This is a genomic window from Lysobacter antibioticus HS124, assembly GCF_000336385.2.
In the GTDB taxonomy this organism is placed as follows: domain Bacteria; phylum Pseudomonadota; class Gammaproteobacteria; order Xanthomonadales; family Xanthomonadaceae; genus Lysobacter; species Lysobacter firmicutimachus.
In genome coordinates this window covers 61,487-86,184 of the sequence record NZ_HG424515.1, presented here as the reverse complement: position 1 = coordinate 86,184, position 24,698 = coordinate 61,487, and the positions used below count along the sequence as shown (strand labels likewise).

18 protein-coding genes are annotated in these 24,698 nt (G+C 68.7%); 7 read left to right on the top strand and 11 right to left on the bottom strand.

Features of this window, described 5'->3' with window-relative positions; translation table 11 throughout:
* From TX83_RS13830 to TX83_RS13800, 7 genes are all read right to left on the bottom strand, one after another.
* The coding region (locus tag TX83_RS13830) for an autotransporter-associated beta strand repeat-containing protein (protein WP_186442599.1) at positions 1 to 5,241 on the bottom strand (5,241 nt) is incomplete at its 3' end.
* Positions 5,242 to 6,006: 765 nt separating this feature from the next.
* The gene (locus TX83_RS13825) at positions 6,007 to 6,912 is read right to left on the bottom strand and encodes a 5'-nucleotidase, lipoprotein e(P4) family (RefSeq protein ID WP_064748551.1); all 906 of its coding nucleotides are present in this window, start codon (positions 6,910 to 6,912) and stop codon (positions 6,007 to 6,009) included.
* Between the two features lie 73 nt (positions 6,913 to 6,985).
* A complete protein-coding gene (locus TX83_RS13820; protein WP_186442598.1) occupies positions 6,986 to 7,546 on the bottom strand; it encodes a hypothetical protein in 561 nt (186 codons plus the stop codon).
* 64 nt (positions 7,547 to 7,610) lie between these two features.
* Entirely contained in the window at positions 7,611 to 8,120 is a 510-nt protein-coding gene (locus TX83_RS13815; protein ID WP_261370133.1) for a GNAT family N-acetyltransferase, read from the bottom strand.
* Between the two features lie 104 nt (positions 8,121 to 8,224).
* Entirely contained in the window at positions 8,225 to 9,250 is a 1,026-nt protein-coding gene (locus TX83_RS13810) for a DUF4272 domain-containing protein (protein ID WP_064748549.1), read from the bottom strand.
* Positions 9,251 to 9,347: 97 nt separating this feature from the next.
* Positions 9,348 to 9,935 (bottom strand): HNH endonuclease, encoded by a 588-nt coding sequence (locus TX83_RS13805; protein ID WP_222423766.1) that lies wholly within the window; start codon positions 9,933 to 9,935, stop codon positions 9,348 to 9,350.
* A gap of 39 nt (positions 9,936 to 9,974) precedes the next feature.
* Complete coding sequence (locus tag TX83_RS13800; protein ID WP_064748548.1) at positions 9,975 to 11,957, bottom strand: UvrD-helicase domain-containing protein; 1,983 nt, start codon at positions 11,955 to 11,957, stop codon at positions 9,975 to 9,977.
* 235 nt (positions 11,958 to 12,192) lie between these two features.
* On the opposite strand from TX83_RS13800, the gene TX83_RS13795 reads away from it, so the two are divergent.
* The gene (locus TX83_RS13795) at positions 12,193 to 12,930 is read left to right on the top strand and encodes a sel1 repeat family protein (RefSeq protein WP_064748547.1); all 738 of its coding nucleotides are present in this window, start codon (positions 12,193 to 12,195) and stop codon (positions 12,928 to 12,930) included.
* A gap of 110 nt (positions 12,931 to 13,040) precedes the next feature.
* Positions 13,041 to 13,667 (top strand): thymidine kinase, encoded by a 627-nt coding sequence (locus TX83_RS13790; RefSeq protein ID WP_064748546.1) that lies wholly within the window; start codon positions 13,041 to 13,043, stop codon positions 13,665 to 13,667.
* 233 nt (positions 13,668 to 13,900) lie between these two features.
* Here the strand turns inward: TX83_RS13790 and TX83_RS13785 are convergent, their stop codons facing one another.
* A complete protein-coding gene (locus TX83_RS13785) occupies positions 13,901 to 14,728 on the bottom strand; it encodes a nucleotidyltransferase domain-containing protein (RefSeq protein ID WP_064748545.1) in 828 nt (275 codons plus the stop codon).
* Positions 14,729 to 14,854: 126 nt separating this feature from the next.
* Here TX83_RS13785 and TX83_RS13780 point away from each other — a divergent pair, with 126 nt between their 5' ends.
* Both TX83_RS13780 and TX83_RS13775 read left to right on the top strand, forming a co-directional pair.
* Positions 14,855 to 15,382 (top strand): GNAT family N-acetyltransferase, encoded by a 528-nt coding sequence (locus TX83_RS13780; protein ID WP_064748544.1) that lies wholly within the window; start codon positions 14,855 to 14,857, stop codon positions 15,380 to 15,382.
* A 4-nt stretch (positions 15,383 to 15,386) separates the two neighbouring features.
* Positions 15,387 to 16,004 (top strand): YiiX family permuted papain-like enzyme, encoded by a 618-nt coding sequence (locus TX83_RS13775; protein ID WP_064748543.1) that lies wholly within the window; start codon positions 15,387 to 15,389, stop codon positions 16,002 to 16,004.
* Here TX83_RS13775 and TX83_RS13770 read toward each other — a convergent pair.
* Both TX83_RS13770 and TX83_RS13765 read right to left on the bottom strand, forming a co-directional pair.
* Positions 15,914 to 17,287: a hypothetical protein gene (locus tag TX83_RS13770; RefSeq protein WP_141233506.1), complete on the bottom strand. Its 1,374-nt coding sequence runs from the start codon at positions 17,285 to 17,287 to the stop codon at positions 15,914 to 15,916. The two genes, TX83_RS13775 and TX83_RS13770, sit on opposite strands and share 91 nt — an antisense overlap.
* 88 nt (positions 17,288 to 17,375) lie before the next feature.
* Positions 17,376 to 18,020 (bottom strand): DUF938 domain-containing protein, encoded by a 645-nt coding sequence (locus TX83_RS13765; protein ID WP_064748539.1) that lies wholly within the window; start codon positions 18,018 to 18,020, stop codon positions 17,376 to 17,378.
* Between the two features lie 178 nt (positions 18,021 to 18,198).
* Here TX83_RS13765 and TX83_RS13760 point away from each other — a divergent pair, with 178 nt between their 5' ends.
* The gene (locus TX83_RS13760) at positions 18,199 to 19,062 is read left to right on the top strand and encodes a helix-turn-helix transcriptional regulator (protein WP_075575163.1); all 864 of its coding nucleotides are present in this window, start codon (positions 18,199 to 18,201) and stop codon (positions 19,060 to 19,062) included.
* Positions 19,062 to 20,378: a type II toxin-antitoxin system HipA family toxin gene (locus TX83_RS13755; protein WP_064748537.1), complete on the top strand. Its 1,317-nt coding sequence runs from the start codon at positions 19,062 to 19,064 to the stop codon at positions 20,376 to 20,378. The genes TX83_RS13760 and TX83_RS13755 overlap by 1 nt, the downstream gene beginning before the upstream one ends.
* A 26-nt stretch (positions 20,379 to 20,404) precedes the next feature.
* Here TX83_RS13755 and TX83_RS13750 read toward each other — a convergent pair whose 3' ends face one another.
* Positions 20,405 to 21,853: an Hsp70 family protein gene (locus tag TX83_RS13750; RefSeq protein ID WP_064748536.1), complete on the bottom strand. Its 1,449-nt coding sequence runs from the start codon at positions 21,851 to 21,853 to the stop codon at positions 20,405 to 20,407.
* A gap of 164 nt (positions 21,854 to 22,017) precedes the next feature.
* Between TX83_RS13750 and TX83_RS13745 the strand changes: the two genes are divergently transcribed.
* Positions 22,018 to 24,612 carry a DEAD/DEAH box helicase gene (locus tag TX83_RS13745; RefSeq protein ID WP_079248225.1) on the top strand — a complete coding sequence of 865 codons (2,595 nt, stop codon included), beginning with the start codon at positions 22,018 to 22,020 and terminating at the stop codon, positions 24,610 to 24,612.
* Positions 24,613 to 24,698: the final 86 nt, after the last annotated feature.

Here is a 24,698-nt window from a genome sequence, read left to right as displayed (position 1 = left end):
GGTGCCGCTGTCGTTCTTGGCCAGGGTGGTGGCGCCGGTACCGTTGTTGCCGATGGTGCCGCCCATGGTGTTGTTGCCGGTATTGGTGCCACCCAGGGCGATGGTGCGCGGGGTATTGGTGCCGCTCAGCGTCACCGGCCCGGTGTTGGTGAACTGCAGCGCGCCGGTGCCCGAGGACTCGATGAAGGTGACGCCGGGAGCCAGGGTGAACTGGCGGTTGGTGCTGTCGCCCGTACCGGTGTAGCGCAAGGTGGAACCGTTGCCGATCACCAGGTTGGCGGCGGCGGCGGACGAGGCGCCGATGCTGCTGGCGAGGCCGCCGTCGGCCATCTGGTCGACGCTGAGCACGCCGCCGCTGATGGTGGTGATGCCGGTGTAAGTGCTGTTGTTGTTGCTCAGGCGCCAGGTGCCGGTGCCGGTCTTGGTCAGCGACGTGACGCCCGCGCCATTGTTGTTCAATTGCGCGGCGAACAGGTTGTCGCCGGTGTTGGTGCCGGTCAGGGTGAACGTTCGGGCGACGTTCGCGCCCGCCAAGGCCACCGGCGCGGTGGAGGTGAAATGGACGATGCCGGTCCCGGAGGCGTCGAGCGTACCGCCGCCGGTACCGAGGGTGAATTGACGGTCGGTGCTGCTGCCCGTGCCCACGTAACGCAGGGTGCCGCCACTGAGCATCAGATTGGCGGGATCGGCGGCGGAGGCGCCGATCGAGCTGTTGACCCCGCCGTTTTCCAGACAATTGACCGCCAGCACGCCGGCATTGATCGTCGTGGCGCCGGTGTAGTTGCTGTTGCAGCCCGACAGCGTCTGAAGGCCGGCGCCGTTCTTGATCAGGTTGCCGGGGCCGCCGATCGCGCCGGCATACGTCTGAGTCAGGCCGTCCCGGATCGTCAGCGTGCCGGTGCCCAATGCGATGTTGCCGCCCAGGGTCCCGCCGCCGACCAGAGCGCCCGCGTTGACGTTGAAGTTGTTCAGATCCAGCAGCACGCCGGCGCCGTTGGTCATCACGAAAGCGTTGGTGGTGCCGAATGCCGTGGCCGATCCGGCGCGCAGGATGCCGCCCTCGACCTGGGTGTTGCCGGTATAGCTATTGTTTCCCGACAGCACCAGGGTTCCCGCTTCGCGCTTGATCAGCGCTCCTGCGCCGATCGCAGCCCCTTCGAATTCCAAAGTGGTTGCGGCGTTGCTCACATGAATGCCGCCGGCTCCCAATAGCTGGAAGCCGCGATCAATGGCGATGCTGCCGCCGGTGTATAGCAAAGATCCGTTATTGAACACGAGGTTGGTGGACGCAGAGCTGGACGCGCCGATACCGCTGGCGAGGCCGCCGTCGGCCAAGCAATCGACGAGCAGATTGGACCCTTGTAGGGTGGTAGGGCCGGTGTAGGTGTTGTTGCAGCCGTTGAAGGTCTGGATGCCGCCGTTGGTGAGCAGAACGCCGCCGGTGCCGCTGATCGCACCCGAATAGTTGCCGCCACCGCCGGCGATGCGCAGCGTGGCGGAACCCAAAGTGACGTTGCCGCCATTAGCGCCCCCGCCATTCAGCGGCCCGATGGTGTTGTCGAAATTGTTCAGATCCAGCACCACGCCGGGCGCATTGGCCAGCGTCATGACCGCTGAGGTGCTGGGAGCGCCGAAGGCCTGTGTGGACCCGGCGCGCAGGATGCCGGCATTGACGGTATTGCCGCCGGTGTAGGTGTTGGTGCCCGACAGCACCAGCGTGCCGGCGCCGTTCTTGGTCATGGAATTGCCGACCCCCGCCACGATGCCGCTTACGGTCAGTGTCGTCGCCGCGTTGCTCACATCGACGATGCCGTCGTTGGTACCGAGGGTAAAGCCGCGGTTGGTGACGACGGTACCGCCGGTGTACTGCAGCCCGCCGCCGTTGAGTACCAAATTGGCCGAATCCGCCGAGGCCGCGCCGAGGCCGCTGACCTGGCCACCGTTGGCCAGGGTGTCGACCGAGAGCAGGCCGCCCGTGACCGTGACGATGCCGGTGTTGTTGTTGGTGTCGTTGGCGAGAGTCAGCGTACCGGCGCCGCTCTTGGTGAATTCCGCGCCGTCGGCGCTGGTCACCAAGCCTTGGAGGGTGAGGTTGGTCGCGGCATTGCTCACCTCGATCCCGCTGCCCAGGATCGCGCCCGATTTGCCGATGGTGAAACCGCGGTCGCTGGTCGTGGTGCCGCCGGTATAGCGCAGCGTGCTTCCTTCCAACACCAGATTCGACGGATCGGCCGCCGATGCGCCGATGCTGCTGGCCGCGCCGCCGTTGCCGATGTTGTTGACCGACAGCGTGCCCTGCACCACGCGGGTCGGACCGGTGTAGCTGTTGTTGGCATTGGTCAGCGTGACCAGCCCGGTACCGGACTTGGTGAAACCCGTCGCCCCGCCGTTGTCGACGATTTGCGAGGCGATGGTGAAGTTGCCGGTGCTGTTCTGCTGTACCGCCAGGTCGCCGCCGTTGGCGCCGGTCAACTGCCCGCCAGTGATGGTCTGGTTGGTATTGAGCACCGTAGGCGCGACGATGATGGTGCCGTCCACGCCGAGGGTATTGCTGGCCGACACGGTCACGGTGGTCGACACCGGACGCGTATAGCGCAGCCCGCCGAGCTGCTTGGTGCCAGTCACCGTGCCGAAGAAGCCGACGGTGTCGGTGATGAACTCGTTGTCGAGCCAGTTGGCGGCGTTGTCTTTCTGGGTGTAGTCGGCCAGGGTGAAGGCGGTGATGTTACCGCCCACCACCTTGGCATAGTCGGTACCGTTGACCGTCGCCCAGCCGCCCAGTGTGGTGTTAGTGGTGGTGATGTTGCCGCTGACCGGCAGGTTGAAGTTGATCAGTCCGCCGGTGCGGTTGATGGCGCCCAGGTTGAGGGTAGCGCTGCCGCCGCTGCCGGCGACGACGCCGATGGTGTTGTTGCTGGCGGTGACGTTCAGGCCGTTGAAGTTCTGGGTGTTGGCTTCGCCGGCCGCTCCGACCACGTTGAGCGTGCCGCCCGTCATGTTAAGCGTCGAAGCGCCGGCGATGATGTCGCTGGTCGGGCCGCCCGCCGTGCTGAAGTCCAGGCGCAGCGTTCCGCCGCCGACGGTGGTGGCGCCGGCATAGGTGCTGGCGCCGGTCAGGGTCTGGGTGCTGGCTCCCAGCTTGGTCAGACCACCGCTTCCGGTGATGCTGCCGGCATAGGTCGAGGTAACGCCCGCGGCACCGTTCAAGGTCAAGATGGCGCTGTCCAGCTCGACCGTGCCGCCGGTGCCGGACAGCGTGCCGAAGGTCCTGTCGAATCCGTTCAAGTCCAGCGTGCCGCCGTTGACCTGCGCCGCAGCGGACGCGCCGAAGGCAGTGGCGGTGCCTGCGCGCAATACGCCGTTGTCGACGATGGTGGTCCCGGTGTAGGTATTGGCGCCGGTGAGCAGCCAGGTCGCCGCGCCGCCGCTGCGCAAGCTGCTGTTGCCGGAGATCACGCCGGTAATGACGTTGGCCGCGCCGGTGAAGCTGCCGGCGAGGGTGGCGCTGGTGGCGAGGGCCATGGGGCCGCTCAGCGTCAGCGCGCCAGTGCCGTCGTTGGCCAGCGTGCCGACGCCGATCTGCCAATCGCGATCGGTGCTGGCGCCCGCGCCGGTATAGCTCAGGGTGCCGTTCGCACTGAGGCTGATGACGCTGCCGGCGCCCAACGAACTGACGACGCCACGGTTGGCAAGGGTGTTGACCACCACCCGCCCTGCGTCGCGGATCACCGCCCGTCCGGTGAAGGTGTTGGCGTCGCCGAGGCGTACGGTGCGCCCGGCCTGGGCGACGAACCAGGCATCGCGGGTATTGTTGCTGCTGATCACGCCCAGCAGTTCCATATTGGCGGTCAACGCCTGGAACTGGGCGGCGTTGCCCGAGCCGCCGCCCAAGGCGATGTTCCCGGTCAGGGTCAAAGTGCCTGTCCCTCGGTTGCGCAGGTACGCCGCCTCGCCGCTCGGGCCCGCCGGCGGATTGATTTGCCAGCCACGGTTGGAGGTGTCGCCGTCGCCGAAATAGTCCAGAACGGCATTGGTTTGACCTGGTGATCCGATGGTAATGATGCCGTTCGCGGCGCTGGTCGGCGCCCCCAGAGAACTGGCGATTCCCAAGTCGGCAATGGAGGTGAAGCTGGACGCGGCCCCACTGGAGAAAATGGTCCTGCCCGTGTAGTTGCTGAGATTGTTGGTCAATGCCAAGCCGAGGAAGTTGGCGTTGCCGCTGCCGGTATAGAAGCCGCTGCCGGCGCCGCCACCCGAGATCACGACGGTTCCGGTAAGCGAAACCGTCCGTCCTGCCAGACCGCCCCCAGTAGTGCCCACGCTCAGTTGGGTACCGTTGGCCATGTTGACGGCATTGGCGATGTTGCCGAGGGCGCCGTTGCCGCTCACGGTCAAGCTGCCGGCGTTAACATTGACCGCGCCGGTGAACGTGTTCGCGCCGCTCAGCGACAGGGCGCCCGTGCCGGCCTTGGTCAGGCCGGCGCTGCCGGCAATGATCGAACCGATGGTCGTGGTGACGCCCGCATTGGTGGTGACGGTGGGCGTCGCGCCGGCCAGGGTCAGGGTGCTGCCGGTGAGGGTGTAGCCGGTGGTCAGGAAGGTCAGATTGTGAGCGGTGATCGGCACGCCCAGGGTCACCGTGCCTGCGGTTCCGCCGAAGAACGCATCGTCGATCGCGGCGTTGTTCCAGGCGCTGTAGGGGCCGCTGACGCCGTCGCCGTTGGGGCTCCAGAACGGGCTGGTGAGGTTCCAGGTGCCGCTGCCGCCGGTACCGACCGCAGTGCCGTTGAAATCCCAGTACCGGTCCGCGGCCTGCACCGGCGCGTGCAGCAACAACAGCGCCACGAAGATGCCGCGCAGCAAGGACGGGTTGTGTCGATGGGGCGGTCCGGTGTCGCGAAGCTCCGCCAAGGGCCGTTCGTCCGCGCCGCCGCGTTCGTCCGCGCCGCCACCGCACTTGCCGCGAGCGGTGGCGAGTTCGGACACGACCACCCAGGCATTCAAGGTGCGCGACCAAAGGATGCGAAAAATGCGATTCATGATGCCCCCGTTTGAAACTACTGTGCCGAACCTGAAAGACATGACGCCGATCTGACGCCTTCGCTCGCAACGCCATGGCGGGAATCGTCGACCGGTACGCAGCCGACGCCGACAGCGCGATGTGCGAGACCTGGAAGCACCACTGAGACGACGACTCTGCGTCAGCCGCCATTTGAGTCTCCCGATGCCCCACTGCTTCATCGGGAGAACTCGACGCTGGGACGACCAATTACTCCTGCGTATCGCAAACATCAAGGAGAGGCCGTGTGGTGCGCATCAAATTTTCAAAGTGGTGCGGTGAGAAAAGGTGAATCTAAGAATATTCTTAGATTTTCCGGGCGATATGGCCGATTCGCAGACGGGATGAAGACGCCAGAACAGCCTTCGCGAGGCGCCTGTCAACCGTGCGCGAATCACGCACCGCGCACTGGTCGCGCGACGGCATCGGGCCCTGATCGGCCCGAGCGCGTACAACAGAGATCGCGCGATCGATCGAATCAAGCGCGAACGCGCGTGTTCGGCCTGCGCATTGCTCTCGCAGCGCGACCAGCGGCGTCGTCGCGCGCCGGTTCGTGCGCTGGCGGAATTCTTTCGATCGATGGCGCCAAGGTTCTCCGCATGCGACGAGAGACGCCTATCGGATTCGCTTAGCGACGACGCCTTCGCGCGTTCTCGCCGCTGCGCCGGCGTTACCGGTCAGTGCATCGCCGATGCCGGCTTCGAGCGGGCGCGAGCGCGCGACGCGATGCGGCTGGGGGAGACCGCGAACCGCCAAAGAAAAAGGAGGCGCGAGGCCTCCTTGCAAAACCGGCTTGCGCCGGCAGATGTCGAGTTGTGGCACGGCCCCGGCTGGCACCGGGATGGGTGCAGCCTAGCGCCGACCTCAAGTTAATGCAATACCTGAAGAACAACGATTCAAGTTATTGATTTATATAAATCTATTGTCGCTTTTCCAGCTGAGATGGCTCAGGGCGCCACGTCCAGCGCGGCGCGCTTGGCCGCGCGGCGGGCCTCGCGCGGCTGACCGTAGTCGTTGTTGAAGGTCATCGCCTCCCACGAACCGTAGCTCGGGTTGGGCAGCATCCACCAGCGTTCGCCGAACCAGTCGTGGTACTGCTGCAGCAAGGCGTCGCGACCTTCCGGCGTGTTCGCCACGACCTGCACGAAGTCGCCCATCTGGTCGCCGAACTGCATCAGCACGCGGTACTGGCGGCCGGCCAACAGGCGCCGGCAGTTCTTTTCGCTGCCGTTCTGCTCGCAGCCCTCGACCACCGTGCCCAGGCCGAGGAACACCTGATCGTCGGCGACCGGCAGGCCGGCGCTGCGCAGGTTGGCCAGGGTTGCGTCCTTCAGGTGCACGGCACGGTTGGACAGGTACAGAATCGTCACGCCCTTGGCCTGCGCGGCCTTGGCGAAATCGACCACGCCCGGCAACGGCTTGGCCTTCTTTTCCGCGACCCAGGCGTCCCAGCTCGCTTCATCGTATTCCTTGCCGTCGCGCACCAGGCGCGCCTGGTACGGCGAGTTGTCGAGCACGGTCTCGTCGACGTCCATGATCACCGCCGGCTTCAGGCCCTTGGCCGGATTGCCGCGCTCGTCGGGCACCAGCGCGTCCCAGTTCGGCTGCTTCAGCGCGAGGTCGAGCTTGTCGGCGGCGGCGCGGTAGATCGTCTCGGTGCTGGCGCGGTACTCGACCGCGCGCTGCATCCACAGCACCGCATTGAGGTTGTCGTCGGCCTGCCCGGCGGCGGGCTTGGCGGCCGGCGCGGCGACGGATGCGGCCGGCGCCGCGGTCTGGCCCGGCTGGGGCTTGCAGGCGGCCAGCGCCACGGTGGCAGCGAGGACGGCGATAGGCAGGGCGCGGATGTGCATGCGCGAGAGGTCCCGGGAAACGGCCGAGTTTAGGCCGTGGCGCAAAACCGTGTCGAGCGCGGCCGACCCCGCGTCAGGGCGATTGCGCGGCGGCGGCGCGGCGCGCGCGCCAGGACGCGCGGCGCAAGGTCAGCGCGACGCCGCGCTCGCGCGCATCGCGGACCACCTCGTCGACCCAAGGCCGCGACACCAGGTAACTGCTGCCCCGCATCGCCGCTTCGTCGGCGACCACATCGCGGCGCAGGTCGATCCGCGCCTTGCCGCGATACCAATCCAAGGCGAGGTCGTCGTGACGCTGGCGCGGATCGGCGCAGCCTGCGCGGCCGAGCTGGACCAGCAAGATCGCCTGCGAGCGCGGCCAGTACACCCGCACGGTGTCGTGGTCCTGATCGGGATGTTCGATCACCCGCCCGATGTGGAACGTGTTGGTGCCGCCCGGGCCGTCAGCGTCGAGCAATTGCTGCAACAGGGCGACCAGGCAGGGATAGTCCGGGTGGCGGTCGGCAGGCGAACTGCCGAGCTCGGCTTCGGCGGCGGCCGGCAGCGCCCTCGCCAGGCCCAGGGCCAGGACCCAGGCGCGCAGCGGCGGAGAGAGCCGGCATTGAACGAAGCGATGCGCGCGGCGGCGGCTCATCTTCGGCATGTCCCTATCCCGTCCTTGCGCTTCGTGCAGCGGCCCGATGCCGCGGCGGTGATGTCTAGCCGTTCGCGGCCGCCACCGGCGCGATCTGCAGCGATACCTGCCTGCGCCCCTGCGCGACCCATTGCGTGCCGACCTCGGCGAAACCGTAGCGGGCGTGGAAGCGGCTGGACGCCTGGTTGAACGGCACGATGTAGAACTCGCAGGCGACGCGCTCGAAGCCGCCCTCGCGGGCGAAACCGAACAGATCGTCGTAGAGCAATCCGCCGAGTCCGCGCCCGCGATGACTGCCCGCGACCGCGATCCGGTCGACGTAGAGGAACGCCGGATAACGTTCGCCGAACCACAAGTAGTTGGGGCTGTCGTAGGCGGCGCCCTCGCGCATCGCCAGCAGGAACGCGACCACCTCGTCGCCGTCGCAGACCACCCGGTGATAGGCCGACGCGCGTTCCAGCTCGAGCAGCCGCGCGGCGTCCATCGGACTCATCAAGTCCTCCGACTCCAGATTGAGGGCGAGGATGGCCGGATGGTCGGCGGAGGCGGCGTCGCGGACGATGAAGGAAGACATGGCGGCACGGTGCATGAAAGCTGGAAGATAACGGATCGGCGGCAAAAATCAGCAGCCACCGGGCGAGTGGCCGGCTTCTGGCGCCGATCCCTGGTCTGCTGTCCCTAGGTGGGCGTACCGACCTCGTCCCAATCCTGCTCGTCGAAGCGCAGCAACCAGTTGAGGGCGTAGTGGCGCTCGTACACGACGCTGGGGTGCAAGCCGATCGGCGGCTCGCGTTCGTCCAGACGGGCCTGGCGCACCAGCCAGTGGCGACGGTAGATCGCGTCCAGGGCGTCGAGCAGTTCGGCGGTGGGACGCAACCGGGCCTGGGCGATGCGCGCCTCGTCGGCCTCGGCGATCGCGATCCGGGCGACATCGGCGGCGTCGCAGGTCGCGGTCGGCTCGGGCAAGGCCTCGCGCAAGCCCAGCGCCCATTGCAGCAGCGCCGCGCTTTCGTAGCGCCAGCCCTGGTCGGCCCAGGCTTCCTCATCCGGCGCTTGGGCGTCGATGAAGTCGCGCTCGGCCGGGCTCAGCGCGGCGACGCCGGGGCCGAGCTTGGCCGCGATTTCCTGGGTCGACAGCGGCTGCGAATGCAACGACTCGGCGCGCACCGCGACCGCGCACAGGGCCAGCATCCGCCGCATGCTTTCTTCGCTTCCGCGCAGCCGCACCTCGCCTTCGCCGAGCACCGGCGGCAGGTGCGCCGGCGGCTGCGCGCCGAGCGCGCGCAAGGCCCGCTCGTTGCGCGCCTTGCGCTCGCGCGCGTCGGCCGGGTACGGCAGCGCCGCATCGGCCTCCACCGGCGGTTCGCCGCGGCTGACCAGGACGTTGCCGGCGGCATCGCGCACGCTGCCGTCGGGCAGGAAGCAGATCGCGTTGGCGGCCTGGCCCCAGGCGGTCAGGGCGTCGAAGGCGTCGTCCTCGACCTCGAAGCTGTAGTGGGTCTGGACCCGTTGCAGGTGCCGGATCACCGCGAAGGTGCGCGCGTCCATGCCCTGTTCGACCGTGCCCAGCACATAGCCGACGAACCCCTGCAGATGCGGCACCAGTTCCGGATCGCTGCGGTCGCGGCGGTTGGCCGGCGCGCGCGCGAACTCCGGCGGCGGCGGCGCGGCGAGGGTGGAATAGGCGTTGATCAGCAGGGTCATGGCGATCCGCTCGGTGGGTTCGGCAGCGGCCAGCCTAGCCAATTCAGACGTCAAATGCCTACGAAGACATGTCCGTCCTACCCAGTCGATCCCCTGCTCACACCACCTCCCCCGCACTGTCCTCTGCTCGCCGCAAAACCCAAGCAACCGTTGCAGGATTAATCTTCCCTTGCCCCCAATGAACACTGGTTTTCTGCAAGAGTTCTTTCATTGCCTTGCACACCCGGAGCAGCGTCGTTTCCGGATCGGAAAATCTGGAGAAAGGTTTCTCCCCAAAAATTACTTCGTACTCCTGAAATCCGCGCTGCTGCCAGTAGCCCCCATAGAAAACGGCAGCATGCGCACGCAACCAAGTCCACATAAATTCTGGATCAGCCACATTCGGCGCTTCCGAATGACACTGCGCACATAGCAGCACCAGATTACTCGGCTGCTCCCCACCCCCCAAAGCACGCGGAACAATATGGCATCGTTGAAGTTTTCGCTTTCCTGTACAGCGCCAACAGCGATTCTTCGCCTCATCCCAATCAACGGACAAGCCACATTCACTTTGACGGGATGCCCAATAGTCGACAATTTCACAATGAGTAACAGGGGATATTTTCATTTCGTCGGAATCACCCCGTAAGAACAACGCCAATCCAAGCGACAAAAAATCCCGCTTCGTCGACAAAGACACAGTCATCCGGCACAGATGAGTTTAACGTTCAATCTCGATCTGGCCTCAGCCCTCTTCCAACAGGGCCTTGATCGCCGCGAATCCGGCCATCGAGCGCTCGCGCTTGCGCGCCGCGTCGGCGACCGGGTCGGCGCCGTCGCGCTGCAGCTCTTCGGCCGGCAACTCGTCGATGAAGCGGCTGGGCTTGAGCCGGATCCGCTCGCCCCAGCGCTGGGTCTCGCGCGAATGCGACAGGTACAGCACTTCCTTGGCGCGGGTGATCCCCACGTACATCAGCCGGCGCTCCTCGTCGAGGCGGCCTTCGTCGAGGCTGGCGTCGTGCGGCAGGTTGCCGTCCTCGACGCCGACGATGAACACGAAGCGGAACTCCAGGCCCTTGGCCGCGTGCAGGCTCATCAGCCGCACCTGGTTGCCGGGCTCGCCCTTGTCGGCGTGCGACAGCAGCGCCAACTGCGCCGCCAGTTCGCCGGGGCCGGAGCCGCGGCCGCCGTCGAACCAGCCCGACAGTTCCTCCAGGTTTTCCTTGCGCCGCTGGAAGCTGGCCTCGTCCTTGCACTGCGCGCGCATCGCCGACAGCAGGCCGCTGCGCTCGGCGAGCACGCCGACCAGTTCGGCCGGGCTGATCTTCTGCGCCTGGTCGCGCAAATAGCGCACGATCTGGACGAAGCCGTCCAGGGCGGTGCCGGCGCGCGGGGTCAGCTGCTTGATCGCGTGGATCGACTCGGCCATGCGCGACATCGGCAACTGCGCGTTCTGGGCCATTTCGGCCAGCTTGGCCAGGGTGGTGGCGCCGATCTCGCGCTTGGGCGAGGTCACCGCGCGCAGGAAGGCGGTGTCGTCGTCGGGATTGGCGATCAGGCGCAGCCAAGACAGCGCGTCCTTGACCTCGCCGCGCTCCAGGAACGCGGTGCCGCCGCTGAGGTGGTAGGGCACGCGCAGCAGCTGCAGCGCTTTTTCCAGCGCGCGGCTCTGGTGGTTGCCGCGGAACAGGATGCAGAAATCGCTCCACGGCGCCTGGTGCTTCTGTGCCAGGAAGTGGATCTCGGCGGCGACCTTCTCCGCTTCGTGGGCGCTGTCGCGGCATTCCCAGACCTTGATCCGCTCGCCGTCGGCCTGGTCGCTCCACAGAGTCTTGGGGTGTTCGTGCGGGTTGTTGGCGATCAGCGCGTTGGCCGCGCGCAGCACCCGGTTGCTGCAGCGGTAGTTCTGCTCCAGCTTGATGATCTGCAGGCTGGGATAGTCCTTGCCCAGTTCGAGCAGGTTGTCGGGATTGGCGCCGCGCCAGGCGTAGATGGACTGGTCGTCGTCGCCCACGCAGGTGAACAGGCCCTTCGGTCCGGCCAGGGCCTTGAGCAGGCGGTACTGAGCGTCGTTGGTGTCCTGGCATTCGTCGACCAACAGGTAGCCGATGCGCTCGCGCCAAGCCAGCTGCAGGTCGGTGTGCCTTTCCAGCAGCTCCACCGGCAGCCGGATCAGGTCGTCGAAGTCGACCGCGTTGAAGGTGGTCAGGCGCGACTGGTAGCGCTCGTACAGCACCGCGGCCTCGATCTCGCGCGGGGTGCGCGAGGCCGCCATCGCCTCGCCCGGCGACAGGCCGGCGTTCTTGGCCCGCGAGATCAGGTTGCGCATGTCCTCGAGCACGTCGGGCTTGGTCCCGGCCGGCATCAGGTCCTTGACCTGGGCCGCGCTGTCGTCGCTGTCGAACACGCTGAAGCCGCGCCGCAGGCCGGCCTTGGCGTGCTCGATCTGCAGGAACTTCAGGCCCAGGGCGTGGAAGGTGCAGATGGTCAGGCCGTCGGCGCCGTCGCCGCGGATCCGCTTGGCCACGCGCTCGCGCATTTCCTTGGCCGACTTGTTGGTGAACGTGATCGCGGCGATGCGCTTGGCCGGCATGCGGCCGCTGGCGATCAGGTGGGCGATCTTCTCGACGATCACGCGGGTCTTGCCGCTGCCCGCGCCGGCGAGCACGAGCAGGGGGCCGTCGGTGTGCAGGACGGCGGCGCGCTGGGGGGGATTGAGGCCTTGCATGCGATCTTCGTCGCCGGCGGGGAGCCGGCCCGGGCGCGGCAGTTTAGCCGACCGGCCGCGACCGGGCCGAGCGCGCCGGCGGGTACCGGCGAGTAAATGGGCGGCACCCCGTCCGTGCGGGACGAATCCGGCCGAAATCGCGATCGATGCGATTCCCGTCCGCCCCGGCGCGGCGTATGGTTCGCTGCATGGGGCCCGGCCGCGAAGCCGCCGCCCCCACCGAGGAGGACCCGGCATGAAACGGCTGCTCACACTCGCAATCGCCCTCGGCGGCGCGTTCGCCGCCCCCGTCCTGGCCGCACCGGACGACGCCTCGGCAGCCGCCGACGCGGTCGGCGCCGACAGCGACCGCATGCAGCGCGAGCAGTTCGACCTGCGCAGCCGCATGGCCAAGACCCATCCCAACGAGTTGTGGCGCCTGTACGGCAGTCAGGCCGCCGCGCGCGGCGCCTGGGACGACGCCTTCCGCCATTTCCGCCGAGCGGCGCGCTACGCCGACAAGTATTCGCAGCACCGGCTGAGCCTGATGTACTGGTACGGCCTGGGGGCGCCGCAGGACCGCTCGCTGGCCTACGCCTGGGCCGACCTGGCCGCCGAACGCCAGTACCCGCAGTTCGCGATCCTGCGCGAGAAGATGTGGCAGGCACTGGGAGAGGCCGAGCGCGAACGCGCCCTGCGCGAAGGCGGCGCGCTGTACGACGAATACGGCGACCGCGCCGCCAAGCCGCGCTTCGAACGCGCGCTGGCGCGGTCCAAGCGCGAGATCACCGGCAGCCGTACCGGCGACGTCGGCCAGCTGCAGGTCATGACCCCCGGCCCGGCCCGCCTGTTCGAGCCCGGCGCCATCGACCTGACCGCGATGTACCACGACTGGCGCTTCGACAGCGCGCGCTACTGGGCGGCCGAGGACGTGGTCTGGCGCGACGGCAACGTCGAGGTCGGCCCGGCGCAGACCGCGCCGCGCACGAACTGAACCCGCCGGGGGCGGCCCCTACACCGCCCCCGGCGGACCGGCCGCTGCGGCGCCCGTCGCGGGCGCCGTCAAGTCTGTGGCGCGGACCGGGCGCGGCCTACACTGCACGCATGGCCAAGCTCTATTTCTATTATTCGGCGATGAACGCCGGCAAGACCACGACGTTGCTGCAGTCGGCGCACAACTACCGCGAACGCGGCATGCGCGTGGCGATCCTCACCCCGCGCCTGGACGACCGCGCCGGGCGCGGCACGGTGGCCTCGCGCATCGGCCTGCGCGCCGACGGCGTGGCCTTCGATCGCGACCAGGACCTGGAAGCGCTGATCCGTGCCGACATCGCCGCGCGCAGCGCGCTGCATTGCGTACTGGTCGACGAGGCCCAGTTCCTGACCAAGGCCCAGGTCTGGCAGCTCAGCGAGGTGGTCGACGCGCTGCGCATTCCGGTGCTGTGCTACGGCCTGCGCACGGATTTCCGCGGCGAGCTGTTCGAGGGCAGCCAATACCTGCTGGCCTGGGCCGACGAACTCAGCGAGATCAAGACCATCTGCCACTCGGGCAAGAAGGCGACCATGAACGTGCGCGTCGACGGCAGCGGGCGCGCGGTGCAGGACGGGCCGCAGGTCGAGATCGGCGGCAACGACCGCTACATCTCGGTCTCGCGCGCCGAGTACAAGAAGGTGATGCGCGGCGAGGGCACGATCGAGCCGCTGCAGCCGCCGCTGCCGTTGTCGAACTGAGGCGCGCGCCGGGCCCCCGGACGGGCGGAGGAGGCAAGGCAGAAGCCAATCCGCCCTTCCCCCGTTTTCAAGCGGGGACGACTTGCGGCGGCGGCGGCCTGGCGCGCGTTCGCGAGAATTCGCTTCCGCTTTCAAGTGGCCCCTAGGAAAATTGGGGGCTGACGCGGGCATCGTCCGGATGCCCGCGTCGCGGCGGCGCCGGGGGATTCGCTCTTGCTCGGCGCTCTACCCGCTCACCCCAGCGCCGAGCGGAAGTACGCGTCCAGCGCCTGCTGCCGCCCGCCGCCGGCGGGCAACGACGGCGGCGGCGCCTGCATCCGCGCCAACTCGGCTTCGAGGAAATCGCTGATCGCGGCGATCCGCGGCCCGGCCTCGGTTTCGGCGCTGCGCCGCTTGCGCTCCAGCAGGGCGTCGATGGCCGCACGCACCGGCCCGTCCGGCAGCAGGGGTTCCAGCAGGTGTTCGAACGCCATCGGCGGCGGCGTGCGCTCACGTTCGATCCATTGACAGGCCAGCACCGGGCGCAGCGCGTACAGGTACTTCTTGGTGCGGATCGCCTCGCCGCCGAGGTGACCGCGGAAGGTGCCGCTGGCCAGGCTCAAATAGTGGTGCCAGGCCGCGATCGGCGAGTAGCACTGCTCGGCCAGCCGGCGCAGGCCGGGGCCCAGCACGGGGTCCTCGCGGTACACCACCGGCGAGCGCACCCATTCCAGCAGGGTCGGGTTGGACTTGGACAACAGGCGCAAGGCCTTGCGCAGGTCCCAGCCGCTGACGTCCAGGTCGTGCTCGATCGGCAGCTCGATCACGTCGCGCTGCGGCTGGTTCGGACCGGTCAGCTCGTTGACGGTCAGGTACCAGTCGCGCTCGTGCACGTAGACGAAGCGCGCGTCGTAGTCGCTGTCGGGCGAGGAGAAGCCCCAGCCGCGGCTGCCCGACTCGCAGGCATAGACGATCCGCACCGCGTGCTCGCGCTCGATCGCCGCCAGGGCGTCTAGCACCGCGCGGCGCTTGTCGTCGGCGATGGGATGCAATAGTTCGGGCGGAGCGGACAGGACGGTCATGCGCGGACGACGACAGCGGACGGCCGTCCAGTCTAGCCGCGTCGCCGCGCCGACTTCATCGTCGCCACACCGGCGCCCGCCACTGTCGTATCGTTGCCCGCGTCCTCACTCCCGCCCGCTCGCCCGATGCCGCCGACCCTGCCGATCCAGACCGAACGCCTGCTGCTGCGCGAACTCACCCCCGCCGACGCGCCTTTCATCCTCGAACTGGTCACCGACCCGGCCTTCCTGCAGAACATCGGCGACCGCGGGGTGCGCGATCTGGACACCGCCGCGCGCTACATCGCCGACGGCCCGGCGGCCAGCTACGCCCGCAACGGCTTCGGCCTGTGGCGGGTCGAACTGCGCGACGGCGGCGAACCGATCGGCATGTGCGGCCTGCTGCGCCGCGATGCCCTGCCCGACCCGGACATCGGCTACGCCTACCTGCCGCGCCATCGCGCGCGCGGCTACGCGCAGGAGGCCGGCGCGGCGGTGCTGCGCTACGCGCGCGATGTGCTGGCGCTGCCGCGGGTGCTGGCGATCGTCCATCCGGCCAACGCCGCCTCGATCCGGGTGCTGGAGCGCCTGGGCCTGCGCGACGAAGGCACGATGCGCATGAACGGCGAAAGCCACGACGTGCGCCTGTTCGCCACCGCGCCGGTCGCGGACTGAACCCATGCGCCGCGCGCCGACCTCGCTGTTCGCCCCGCTGTTCGCCTTGCTGCTGGCGGCCAGCGCGGCGGCGCAGGCGCGGCTGCCGGCCGTGCGCGACGGCGACCTGATCTTCCAGGTCTCGCGCTCCTCGCAAAGCCAGGCGATCCAGCGCGCGACCGGCTCGCGCTACAGCCATATGGGCGTGATCCTGCACCGCGACGGCCGGCCTTACGTGTTCGAAGCGATCGACCCGGTCTCCTACACCCCGCTGGCGACCTGGATCGCGCGCGGCGAACGCGGCCATTACGTGCTCAAGCGCCTGCGCACGCCACCGGACGCGGCCCAGCAGGCGCGGCTGCGTGCGCAGGCGGCGCCGTTCCTCGGCCGGCGCTACGACCTGGCGTTCGAATGGTCGGACCGGCGCATCTACTGCAGCGAGCTGGCCTGGAAGCTCTACCAGCGCGGACTCGGCCTGCGCATCGGCCAGACCCGGCCGCTGCGCAGCTTCCGCCTCGACGATCCGGCGGTGAAGGCCAAGCTGCGCGAGCGTTACGGCGAACGCGTGCCGCTGGACGAACCGGTGATCGCGCCGGCGGCGATGTTCGATTCGCCTTTGCTGCGTACCGTCGCTTCGGGCTGAACCCAGGCCCCGCGCAGCCGCGCCCGGCCATCGACCAGATCGGTCCAGACCGCATAGGCCCGGCCGCCGGCCAGGGCCAGTTGCGGGAAGCCAGTGCCGCGGCCGCGGCCGCGCACCTGGGCCAGATTCAATCGCTGCCGTTCCTGCGCCAGATCCGGCGCCAACCGCGCCAACTGCAGGCGCTGTCCATCGCGATCCTCGCGCAGCCACAGCACCCAGGCCTGCTCCGCATCCAATGCAAGATCGACCCGGCCCTGGACGGCTTCGCCGCGGTCCAGGATCAAGGGCGCGCCGAAGCGCTCGCCGCCGTCGGCGCTGGCGGCGACCCGCACCGACGGCGCCTCGCCGGCGCCGGTGTACCAGGCCACCAGGGCGCGGTCGCCTTGGGCCGCGACCGCCGGCCCGTTGACCGGACACCCCGGCATCACCCAGCCGTCGCCGTGCACCGGTTGCGGCGGCGTCCAGGCGCCGTCGACCAGACGGGTCGCGGCGATGTCGCGCACCTCCTGCTCGCCGCGGTCGCGGTAGACCAGCAAGGCGCCGCGCGCGGTCGCGACGGCGTCGGTCTGGCAGCAGTCGCAGGTGCGGGTATCGAGTACCGCTTCGCCGGAACGTTTGAGGTCGGCGCCGAAACGCACGCTGCGCAAGGTCATGGCGCCGCCGTGGCCGGCGTGTTCGCCATGGCCCTCGCCTTTGCCGCTGGCGCGGCCGTCGAGCCACGCCACCCGCATCGCGTCGGCGCCCTCGGCCCACAGCGAAACGAAGCCGTGTTCGGTCGCGGTGCCGTCGTCGTTGACCGCCAACGGCGCCGACCAATGCGCGCCGCCGTCGGCCGAGCGCACCAGCACCACGTCGTAGGCGTAGGGTGCGGCGCCCGACTTGCGCAGCCAATGGGCCCACAGCGCGCCGTCGGCCGCCATCGCCAAGTGCGGCGTGTCGGCCCAGTTCACGAACCAGTCGCGGCCGTGCGCGACGGTCCGCGGCGCGCCGCGCCAGCGCCCGTTCGCATCGGCCTGGGCGAACTTCAGCGCGTGCAGGCCCTCGCGCGATTCGATCCACGACAGCAGCAGGCCGCCGTCGGGGGTGGCGATCAGATCCGGCTGGGCGCCGCCGTCGACCGGCAGCGGCCAGTCGTCGACCTGCCAAGGCGGCGAGGCGGCTGCGGCCGGCGTCGGGTTCGCCGCCGAAACCGCGGCGCGTTGCGGCGCCTGGGACGTATCGCAGGCGACGACGGCCAACGCGGCCAGGGCCGGCAACCAACGACGGATCGAAGAAGGAAGCATCGGCGCAGACCCACAGCGAGGACGGCGCCATTGTGCGGGGCGGCGGCCCGTCGCCGTCAACGCCGATACGCGGCATTTCGCCGCGCACTCAAGCGCCGCGCCGCCAGACCCGGCAGTGGTTGTTGGCCGGCATGGCCAGGTCGGCGGCCAGGGCCAGGCCGTGGCCGGCGGCCAAGGCGTCGACCGCCTCGGCATCGCGCAGGCCCGACGCCGGATCGCGCGCCTTCAGCCAGGCATCGAATTCGCGGTTGCTGTCGCTGGTGTAACGCCCTTGGTAATTGAACGGCCCATAGACCGCGACCGTGGCCTGCGCGGCCAGCACCGCCGCCAAGCCGGCGAAGAGCGCCTCGACCTGCGGCCAACTCATGATGTGCAGGGTGTTGGCGCTGAACGCCGCATCAAAACCCGGCCCGCGTCTGTCCGCTGCGGGCGGCGGCGCCGGCAACGGCACCAGCCCGGTCGCCGACCCGGCCACCGCCTCCAGCGCGATCGGTGCCGGCGTGTTCGCCAGCCCCGCCTCGTCCAGCCACAGCCGGATGCCGGACAGGTGCTCGGCGCGATCCGAACACTGCCAGCGCAGCCACGGCATCGCCGCGGCGAAGTGCACCGCGTGCTGGCCGGTGCCGCTGCCGATCTCCAGCGCCTCGCGGCGGTCGGCGAAGCATTCGCGCAGCACGGCCAGGATGGGCTCGCGGTTGCGCTCGCAGGCGGGGGAATGGGGTCGTCCTGGCATCGGTATTTCCTAAGGATCAGCGCGCCGGCCTATCGGCGGATGGCATGCCTTTGCCAGCGCAGCCCGACTATGTAACCGATCGCCGACATTAGCCAAATGTAATCGATCGTCGACATTCACCTAATGTACACGAACGGCGACATAATAAGTAAGTCAACGATCGCTGACTTCCGCCGCCATGCCCATCATCAAGACCCCGCAAGATCTGGCCGCCGTTATCCGCAGCCGCCGCAAACAACTCGGCTGGGATCAGGCGACGCTCGCGCGCCAGGTAGGAGTCAGTCGTCAATGGGTGATTGATGTGGAAAAGGGCAAACCTCGCGCCGAACTGGAACTGATACTGCGCAGTTTGAACGCATTGGGCTTGTCTTTGACGAGCGCAGTCCTCGAAGGGCCAGCTACGCAGAATGCGGTCGATGCGTCCCGCGCACGACCCGATCGAACCCGGCGAAGCAAGTCTCGCTCGGATATCGCCTCTGCTCCAAGATCCGCCACGACGGAAGAATCCAGCACCAGCGCTGCCGCGCGGCTGGCCGAACTGAGTCGTTCGCAGCCGAACTCCGCGGCAGCGGCCATTCTGCGTAGTTCCAGTGTTTTGCGACAAGCGGCCCAACTCGCTCCGCCGAGACAATCCAAATCCGCCGCGGAAATTCTGAGAAGCTCCACCACGTTGCGGGCCGCCGCCCAACTCGCCCAGCCACCGCTACCCAAGTCCGCCGCCGAAATCCTGAGAAGCTCCACCACGTTGCGGGCCGTCGCCCAACTCGCCCGGCCACCGCTACCCAAGTCCGCCGCAGAGATCCTGCGCGGCTCCAGCACGCTGCGAGCGGCCACTCAATTCGTCGAACGCCCGCAGCCGCAATCGGCCGCACAATTGTTGGCCGCAACCGGTACGCGCAAAGGCAAGGCCGACGCTGCGACCTCCCCCCGCGCGCCCCAGCCGCGGAAGCCGAAGGACGCCAAAACCAAGGCGAAGAAGAAACCGGCCTCGGAAAAATCCGCCGCCTCCGATAGCAGCGTGAAAAAAGGAAAGAAGCGCTGATGGAGCTTTGGACACTGCTCAACGGGCAACATATCGGAACCGTATGGACCGATCGGGCCGGCGGCCTCCATTTCCGCTATGAAAGCGCTTGGCGCGACTCGCCCGAAGCGATCCCTCTTTCTCTTTGCTTGCCGTTCTCCTTCGAAAGCTTCGACCAAGAAAGGATTTCGGCGGTGCTTTGGGGCTTGCTCCCGGACAACGCACACACCTTGCAACGCTGGGCGCAGACCTACCAAGTGTCGGCCAGCAACCCCGTAGCCCTGCTTGCGCACGTGGGCGAAGACTGTGCCGGCGCTTTGCAGTTCATCAAGCCCGAGCGTCTGCAGGACTTGCTCGAAGGAAAAATGGACGGCCAAGAGCCGCTGGACGAGGCGGACATCGCCGATCGGTTGCGCCGCCTTCGCCAGGACAGCGGCGCGTCACGCCGACCCGACGATGTCGGCCAGTTCAGCCTGGCCGGCGCGCAGCCGAAGATCGCCCTGCTCGAAGAAGATGCTCGGTGGTATGTTCCGAGCGGCCGGATTCCCACTACCCATATCCTCAAGCCACCCAGCGGGGATTTCGACGGATTCGCCGAAAACGAGCATTTCTGCCTGCGTCTTGCGGCCGAACTGGGAATGAACTCCGCGCGAACGCAGGTCGTTCGATTCGGGAACGAGAAAGCGATATGCGTGGAGCGCTACGACCGTGATCGGCGCGAAGACGGCGCTTGGCAGCGAATCCATCAGGAAGATTTCTGCCAAGCGCTGGCAACGCCTCCTCAACGCAAGTACCAGAACCAAGGCGGCCCTTCGCCAAAGAGCATGGCCGCCTTGCTCAGATTGCATTCGAGCGATGCCAGAGAAGACGTCGAACAGCTGTTCCTCGCATTGGGCTTCAATTGGATGATCGCCGGAACCGACGCGCATGCGAAGAACTACTCGCTGCTCCTCGGAGAACGCGGCGCCATTCGTCTGGCGCCGCTATACGACATCTCCAGCGTGCTTCCGTACAAGAAACGCCTGCAGAGAAAGATCAACTTGGCGATGAAGATCGGAAATCACTATCGCTGGTGGGACGTCAACATCAACGATTGGATTTCGCTGAGTTCGGAGCTGTCCCTCGAACCGGGTTTCGTCGTCGATGTCCTCAAGGGGATGGCATCCCAGCTGCCGGACCTGGCGCTGACGGAGGCCAGGCGAATGCGGGAAGACGGCCTGGATCACCCGATCCTCCCCCGGCTCACCGACGAGATCCAGAAGTCTTGCCTGCGGGCATCGCGATTGCTGTCGCTGCCGTCGCGCGTGCGCGCCAAGGGAGAAGCGCCTGTCGCGTAATCGGCTGGCTCCGCGACGACCTTGGCTCACCCCTTGCGCAACGCCGCGAACGCCAGCCCCGACACCACGCCCAGCGAAGGATCGCCGGCGACCTGCTTGGCGTCCGGGAAGCAGCGGCGCACGGCTTCGCGCACGTAGGGCGCGCGCGACATGCCGCCGGTCAGGAACACGGTCGTGGGCGGCTCGCCGATGTCCGCCGCGACTTCGGCCAGCAGTTCGCCGACGAAGCCGAGGAAGGGCTCGGCGGCCTGGCCCAGGTCGGCCGCGCTCGATGCCAGGCCGAGGCCGGTTTCGATGTAGTCGAGTTCGACGCGGCTGTCGGCCTGGCTGCTGAGCCGGATCTTGGTCGCTTCGACCGCGCGGCTGAGGCGGGTGGTGTTGCCGGTCTGCTGCAAGGCGATCAGGCGCGGACCGAACGGGGCCTCGACCTCGCGATAGCTGTCGCGGCGCTGGAATTCGCGCTGGCGCACCACGTCGTGCACGGTCGCGGCCTCGACGAAGTGGTGCGCCGGCACCCGGGTGGCGCCCTTGCCGAACAGCGGCATGAAGCGCGACAGGCTCAGCGACAGGTCGACATCGACGCCGCCGCGGGCGATGCCCCAGGAACCGAGCACGACCGGGGCCTGGTCGCCGCCGACTTCGGCCAGGGTCACGTCGGTGGTGCCGCCGCCGATGTCGACCACCAGGGTGCGGTGGCGGCGCGCGCTCTGGGCGTGGTAGCCCAGCGCCGCCGCCACCGGCTCTTCGAGGAACTCGACCTCGTCGAAGCCGGCGCCCTGCGCGGCCTCGGTCAGGATCGCCAGGGCCTGGTCGCCGCCGGCCGCGCCCATCGAGCTGCGGAACTGCACCGGCCGCCCCAGCACCGCCGCGCGCACGTTGGCGCCGAGCTGCTGGCTGGCGCTGAGGCGGATGTGTTCGAGGATGTAGCCGGCGATGCCGACGATGGTCTGGCGCACGTTCGGCGCCAACTGGTAGCCGAGCATGGACTTGGGCGACTGCACCAGGTTGCCGAAGCCTTCGCTCAGGTAGGCCTCGACCGCGTCCTCGCCGTAGACCGCGTTCTGCAGGGTCGCGGCCGAAGCGCGCGCCTCGCGCACCTGTTGTTCCAGCCATTGCCGGCGCACGGCGCGGATCGCGTCGCGGCGCAGGTCGGCCTCATTGCGCTGCGCCGGCGCCGGGATCAGCGCCAACGCGGCCTCGCGCTGTTCGGCGGGCAGGCGCGCGGCCTGCTCGCGCCGGGCCTGGGCCTCGTTGAGCGCGCGGGTCTGCTGGGCGCGGGCGCTGCGCACCAGGGCATCGACCTCGGCCTCCAGCGCATCGGTCAGCTCGAACCGGCTCGGGTCGGGCACCGCCTCGGGAAAGTACACGGTGGTGCGGAACTGGCGTTCCTCGCCGAACTGGACCGTGCGCACCGCGCCGTCGATCACCGCCGCGGCGGCGGAGTAGCTGGTGCCGAAATCGATGCCGATCTTCATGGGACTGGAGCGTTTTGCGGCGCGCAAGGATACCCGCTGCGCGGCGCCGCGGCCTGAATCGCATGTGGCCGGAGGCGGGAACGCCCCGCATGCGGCCGTCTCATACGCTGAGACCCGCGTCGCGTACAACGAGACTCCCGTTCGTCGCCGGTAGCCCGCCGCCCATGTCCGCCCTGATCGATCCGACCCCGCGCGACCTCGTCCCCGCCGCGCAACGCTCGCAGGCCCTGGCGCGCAGCGAGGAGGCGATCGACGCCGGCCACGGCGGCGCCCTGGCCGAGCGGCTGCAGCGCCGCTACCGCGACCGCATCACCGGCGCCTTCACCCTGCCCGGCCGCGAGGGCCGCTACGCGCCGCTGCCGGAGGATCTGCCCGAACCGCTGCGGCGGGCGTTGCGCGCACGCGGGATCGAGCGGCTCTACAGCCATCAGGCCGAGGCCTGGGCCGCGACCCAGGCCGGCGAGGACGTGGCGGTGGTGACCCCGACCGCCTCGGGCAAGTCGCTGTGCTACACCCTGCCGGTGGTGGCCGCGGCCATGGCCGGCGCCCGCGGCGCGCCGGCGTCGAAAGCGCTGTACCTGTTTCCGACCAAGGCCCTGGCCCAGGACCAGGTCGCCGAGCTGCTGGAGCTCAACCGCGCCGGCGACCTCGGGGTGAAAGCCTTCACCTTCGACGGCGACACCCCCGGCGACGCGCGCCAGGCGATCCGCCTGCACGGCGACATCGTGGTCTCCAACCCCGACATGCTGCACCAGGCGATCCTGCCGCATCACACCAAATGGGCGCAGTTCTTCGAGAACCTGCGTTACGTGGTGATCGACGAGATCCACACCTACCGCGGCGTGTTCGGCAGCCACGTCGCCAACGTGCTGCGCCGGCTGCAGCGGATCTGCGCCTTCTACGGCGCGCGGCCGCAGTTCATCCTGTGCTCGGCGACGATCGGCAATCCCCAGGCCCACGCCGAGGCGCTGATCGAGCGTCCGGTGCGGGCGATCCTGGAATCCGGCGCCCCGACCGGCGACAAGCACGTGCTGCTGTGGAACCCGCCGGTGATCAATCCCGACCTGGGCCTGCGCGCCTCGGCGCGCTCGCAGAGCAACCGCATCGCCCGCATCGCGATCAAGGCCGGGCTGAAGACCCTGGTGTTCGCCCAGACCCGGCTGATGGTCGAGGTGCTGACCAAATACCTCAAGGACGTGTTCGACCACGATCCGCGCAAGCCGGCGCGGATCCGCGCCTATCGCGGCGGCTACCTGCCGAGCGAGCGGCGCGAGGCCGAGCGGGCGATGCGCGATGGCCGCATCGACGGCATCGTCTCGACCTCGGCGCTGGAACTGGGCGTGGACATCGGCAGCCTCGACGTGGTCGTGCTCAACGGCTACCCGGGCTCGGTCGCCGCGACCTGGCAGCGCTTCGGCCGCGCCGGGCGCCGCCGGCAGCCGGCGCTGGGCGTGCTGGTGGCCAATTCGCAGCCGCTCGACCAGTACATGGTGCGGCATCCGGACTTCTTCGCCGACGCGCCGCCCGAACACGCGCGCATCGCCCCCGACCAGCCGCTGGTGCTGTTCGACCACATCCGCTGCGCCGCGTTCGAGCTGCCGTTCCAGCACGGCGAAGGCTTCGGTCCGATCGATCCGGCGGTGTTCCTGGAAGCGCTGGCCGAAACCGGCGTGGTCCACCGCGAGGGCGAGCGCTGGGAATGGATCGCCGACAGCTACCCGGCCAACGCGGTCAGCCTGCGCTCGGTCGCCGACGGCAACTTCGTCGTGGTCGACCGCAGCGACGGCCGTCAGGCGATCATCGCCGAGGTCGACTACTCGGCCGCGGCGCTGACCCTGTACGAAGGCGCGATCCACATGGTGCAGTCGGTGCCCTACCAGGTCGAGCGGCTGGACTGGGACGGGCGCAAGGCCTATGTCGCCCGCACCCATGTCGACTACTACACCGACTCGATCGACTACACCAAGCTCAAGGTGCTGGACCGCTTCGACGGCGGCGCCGCCGGACGCGGCGACAGCCACCACGGCGAAGTGCACGTGGTCCGGCGCGTGGCCGGTTACAAGAAGATCCGCTACTACACGCACGAGAACATCGGCTACGGCCCGGTCAACCTGCCCGACCAGGAGCTGCACACCACCGCGGTGTGGTGGCAACTGCCGCAGGGCGTGCTGCTGTCGCGCTTCGATTCGCGCCAGGACGCGCTGGACGGTTTCCTCGGCGCCGCGCACGCGCTGCACGTGGTCGCCACCGTGGCGGTGATGGCCGACGCGCGCGACCTGCAGAAATCGGTCGGCAACGGCGACGGCGCCTGGTTCGCGACCCAGGACGCGAGCGGCCGCGGCCAGTTGCGCGGGGTCGAGTCCGAGGTCGCGGCCGGGTCGCTGGCGACCCTGGAGGTGCAGCAGTTCGTGCCCACCGTATATCTGTACGACAACTTCCCCGGCGGGGTCGGCCTCAGCGAACCGCTGTGGCGGCGCCAGGCCGAGCTGGTCCAGCGCGCGCGCGAACTGGTCGGCCGCTGCGACTGCCGTGCCGGCTGCCCGGCCTGCGTCGGCCCGGTGCTGGCCGCCGACGAGGACCGCAGCGGTGCGGCGACGCCGAAGGCGTTGGCCTTGAAGGTGTTGGCGCTGCTTGGCGAAGACTCGGGCGACGGTGCATCGCTCGACGCGGACGAGTTCGACGAGGCCTCGCACGAGCCAGACCGGCTCGTCTCAAGCTCGCGCGAGCAGATCCTGCTCGGCGAGGACGGCGCGGCGTGAGCTTGGACCTGGCCAAACTGCGCCTGTTGCAACGGCAGGCGGGGCAGACCGAGGGGAGTTCAGCGCCGGCGGCCGCCTCGCCGCCC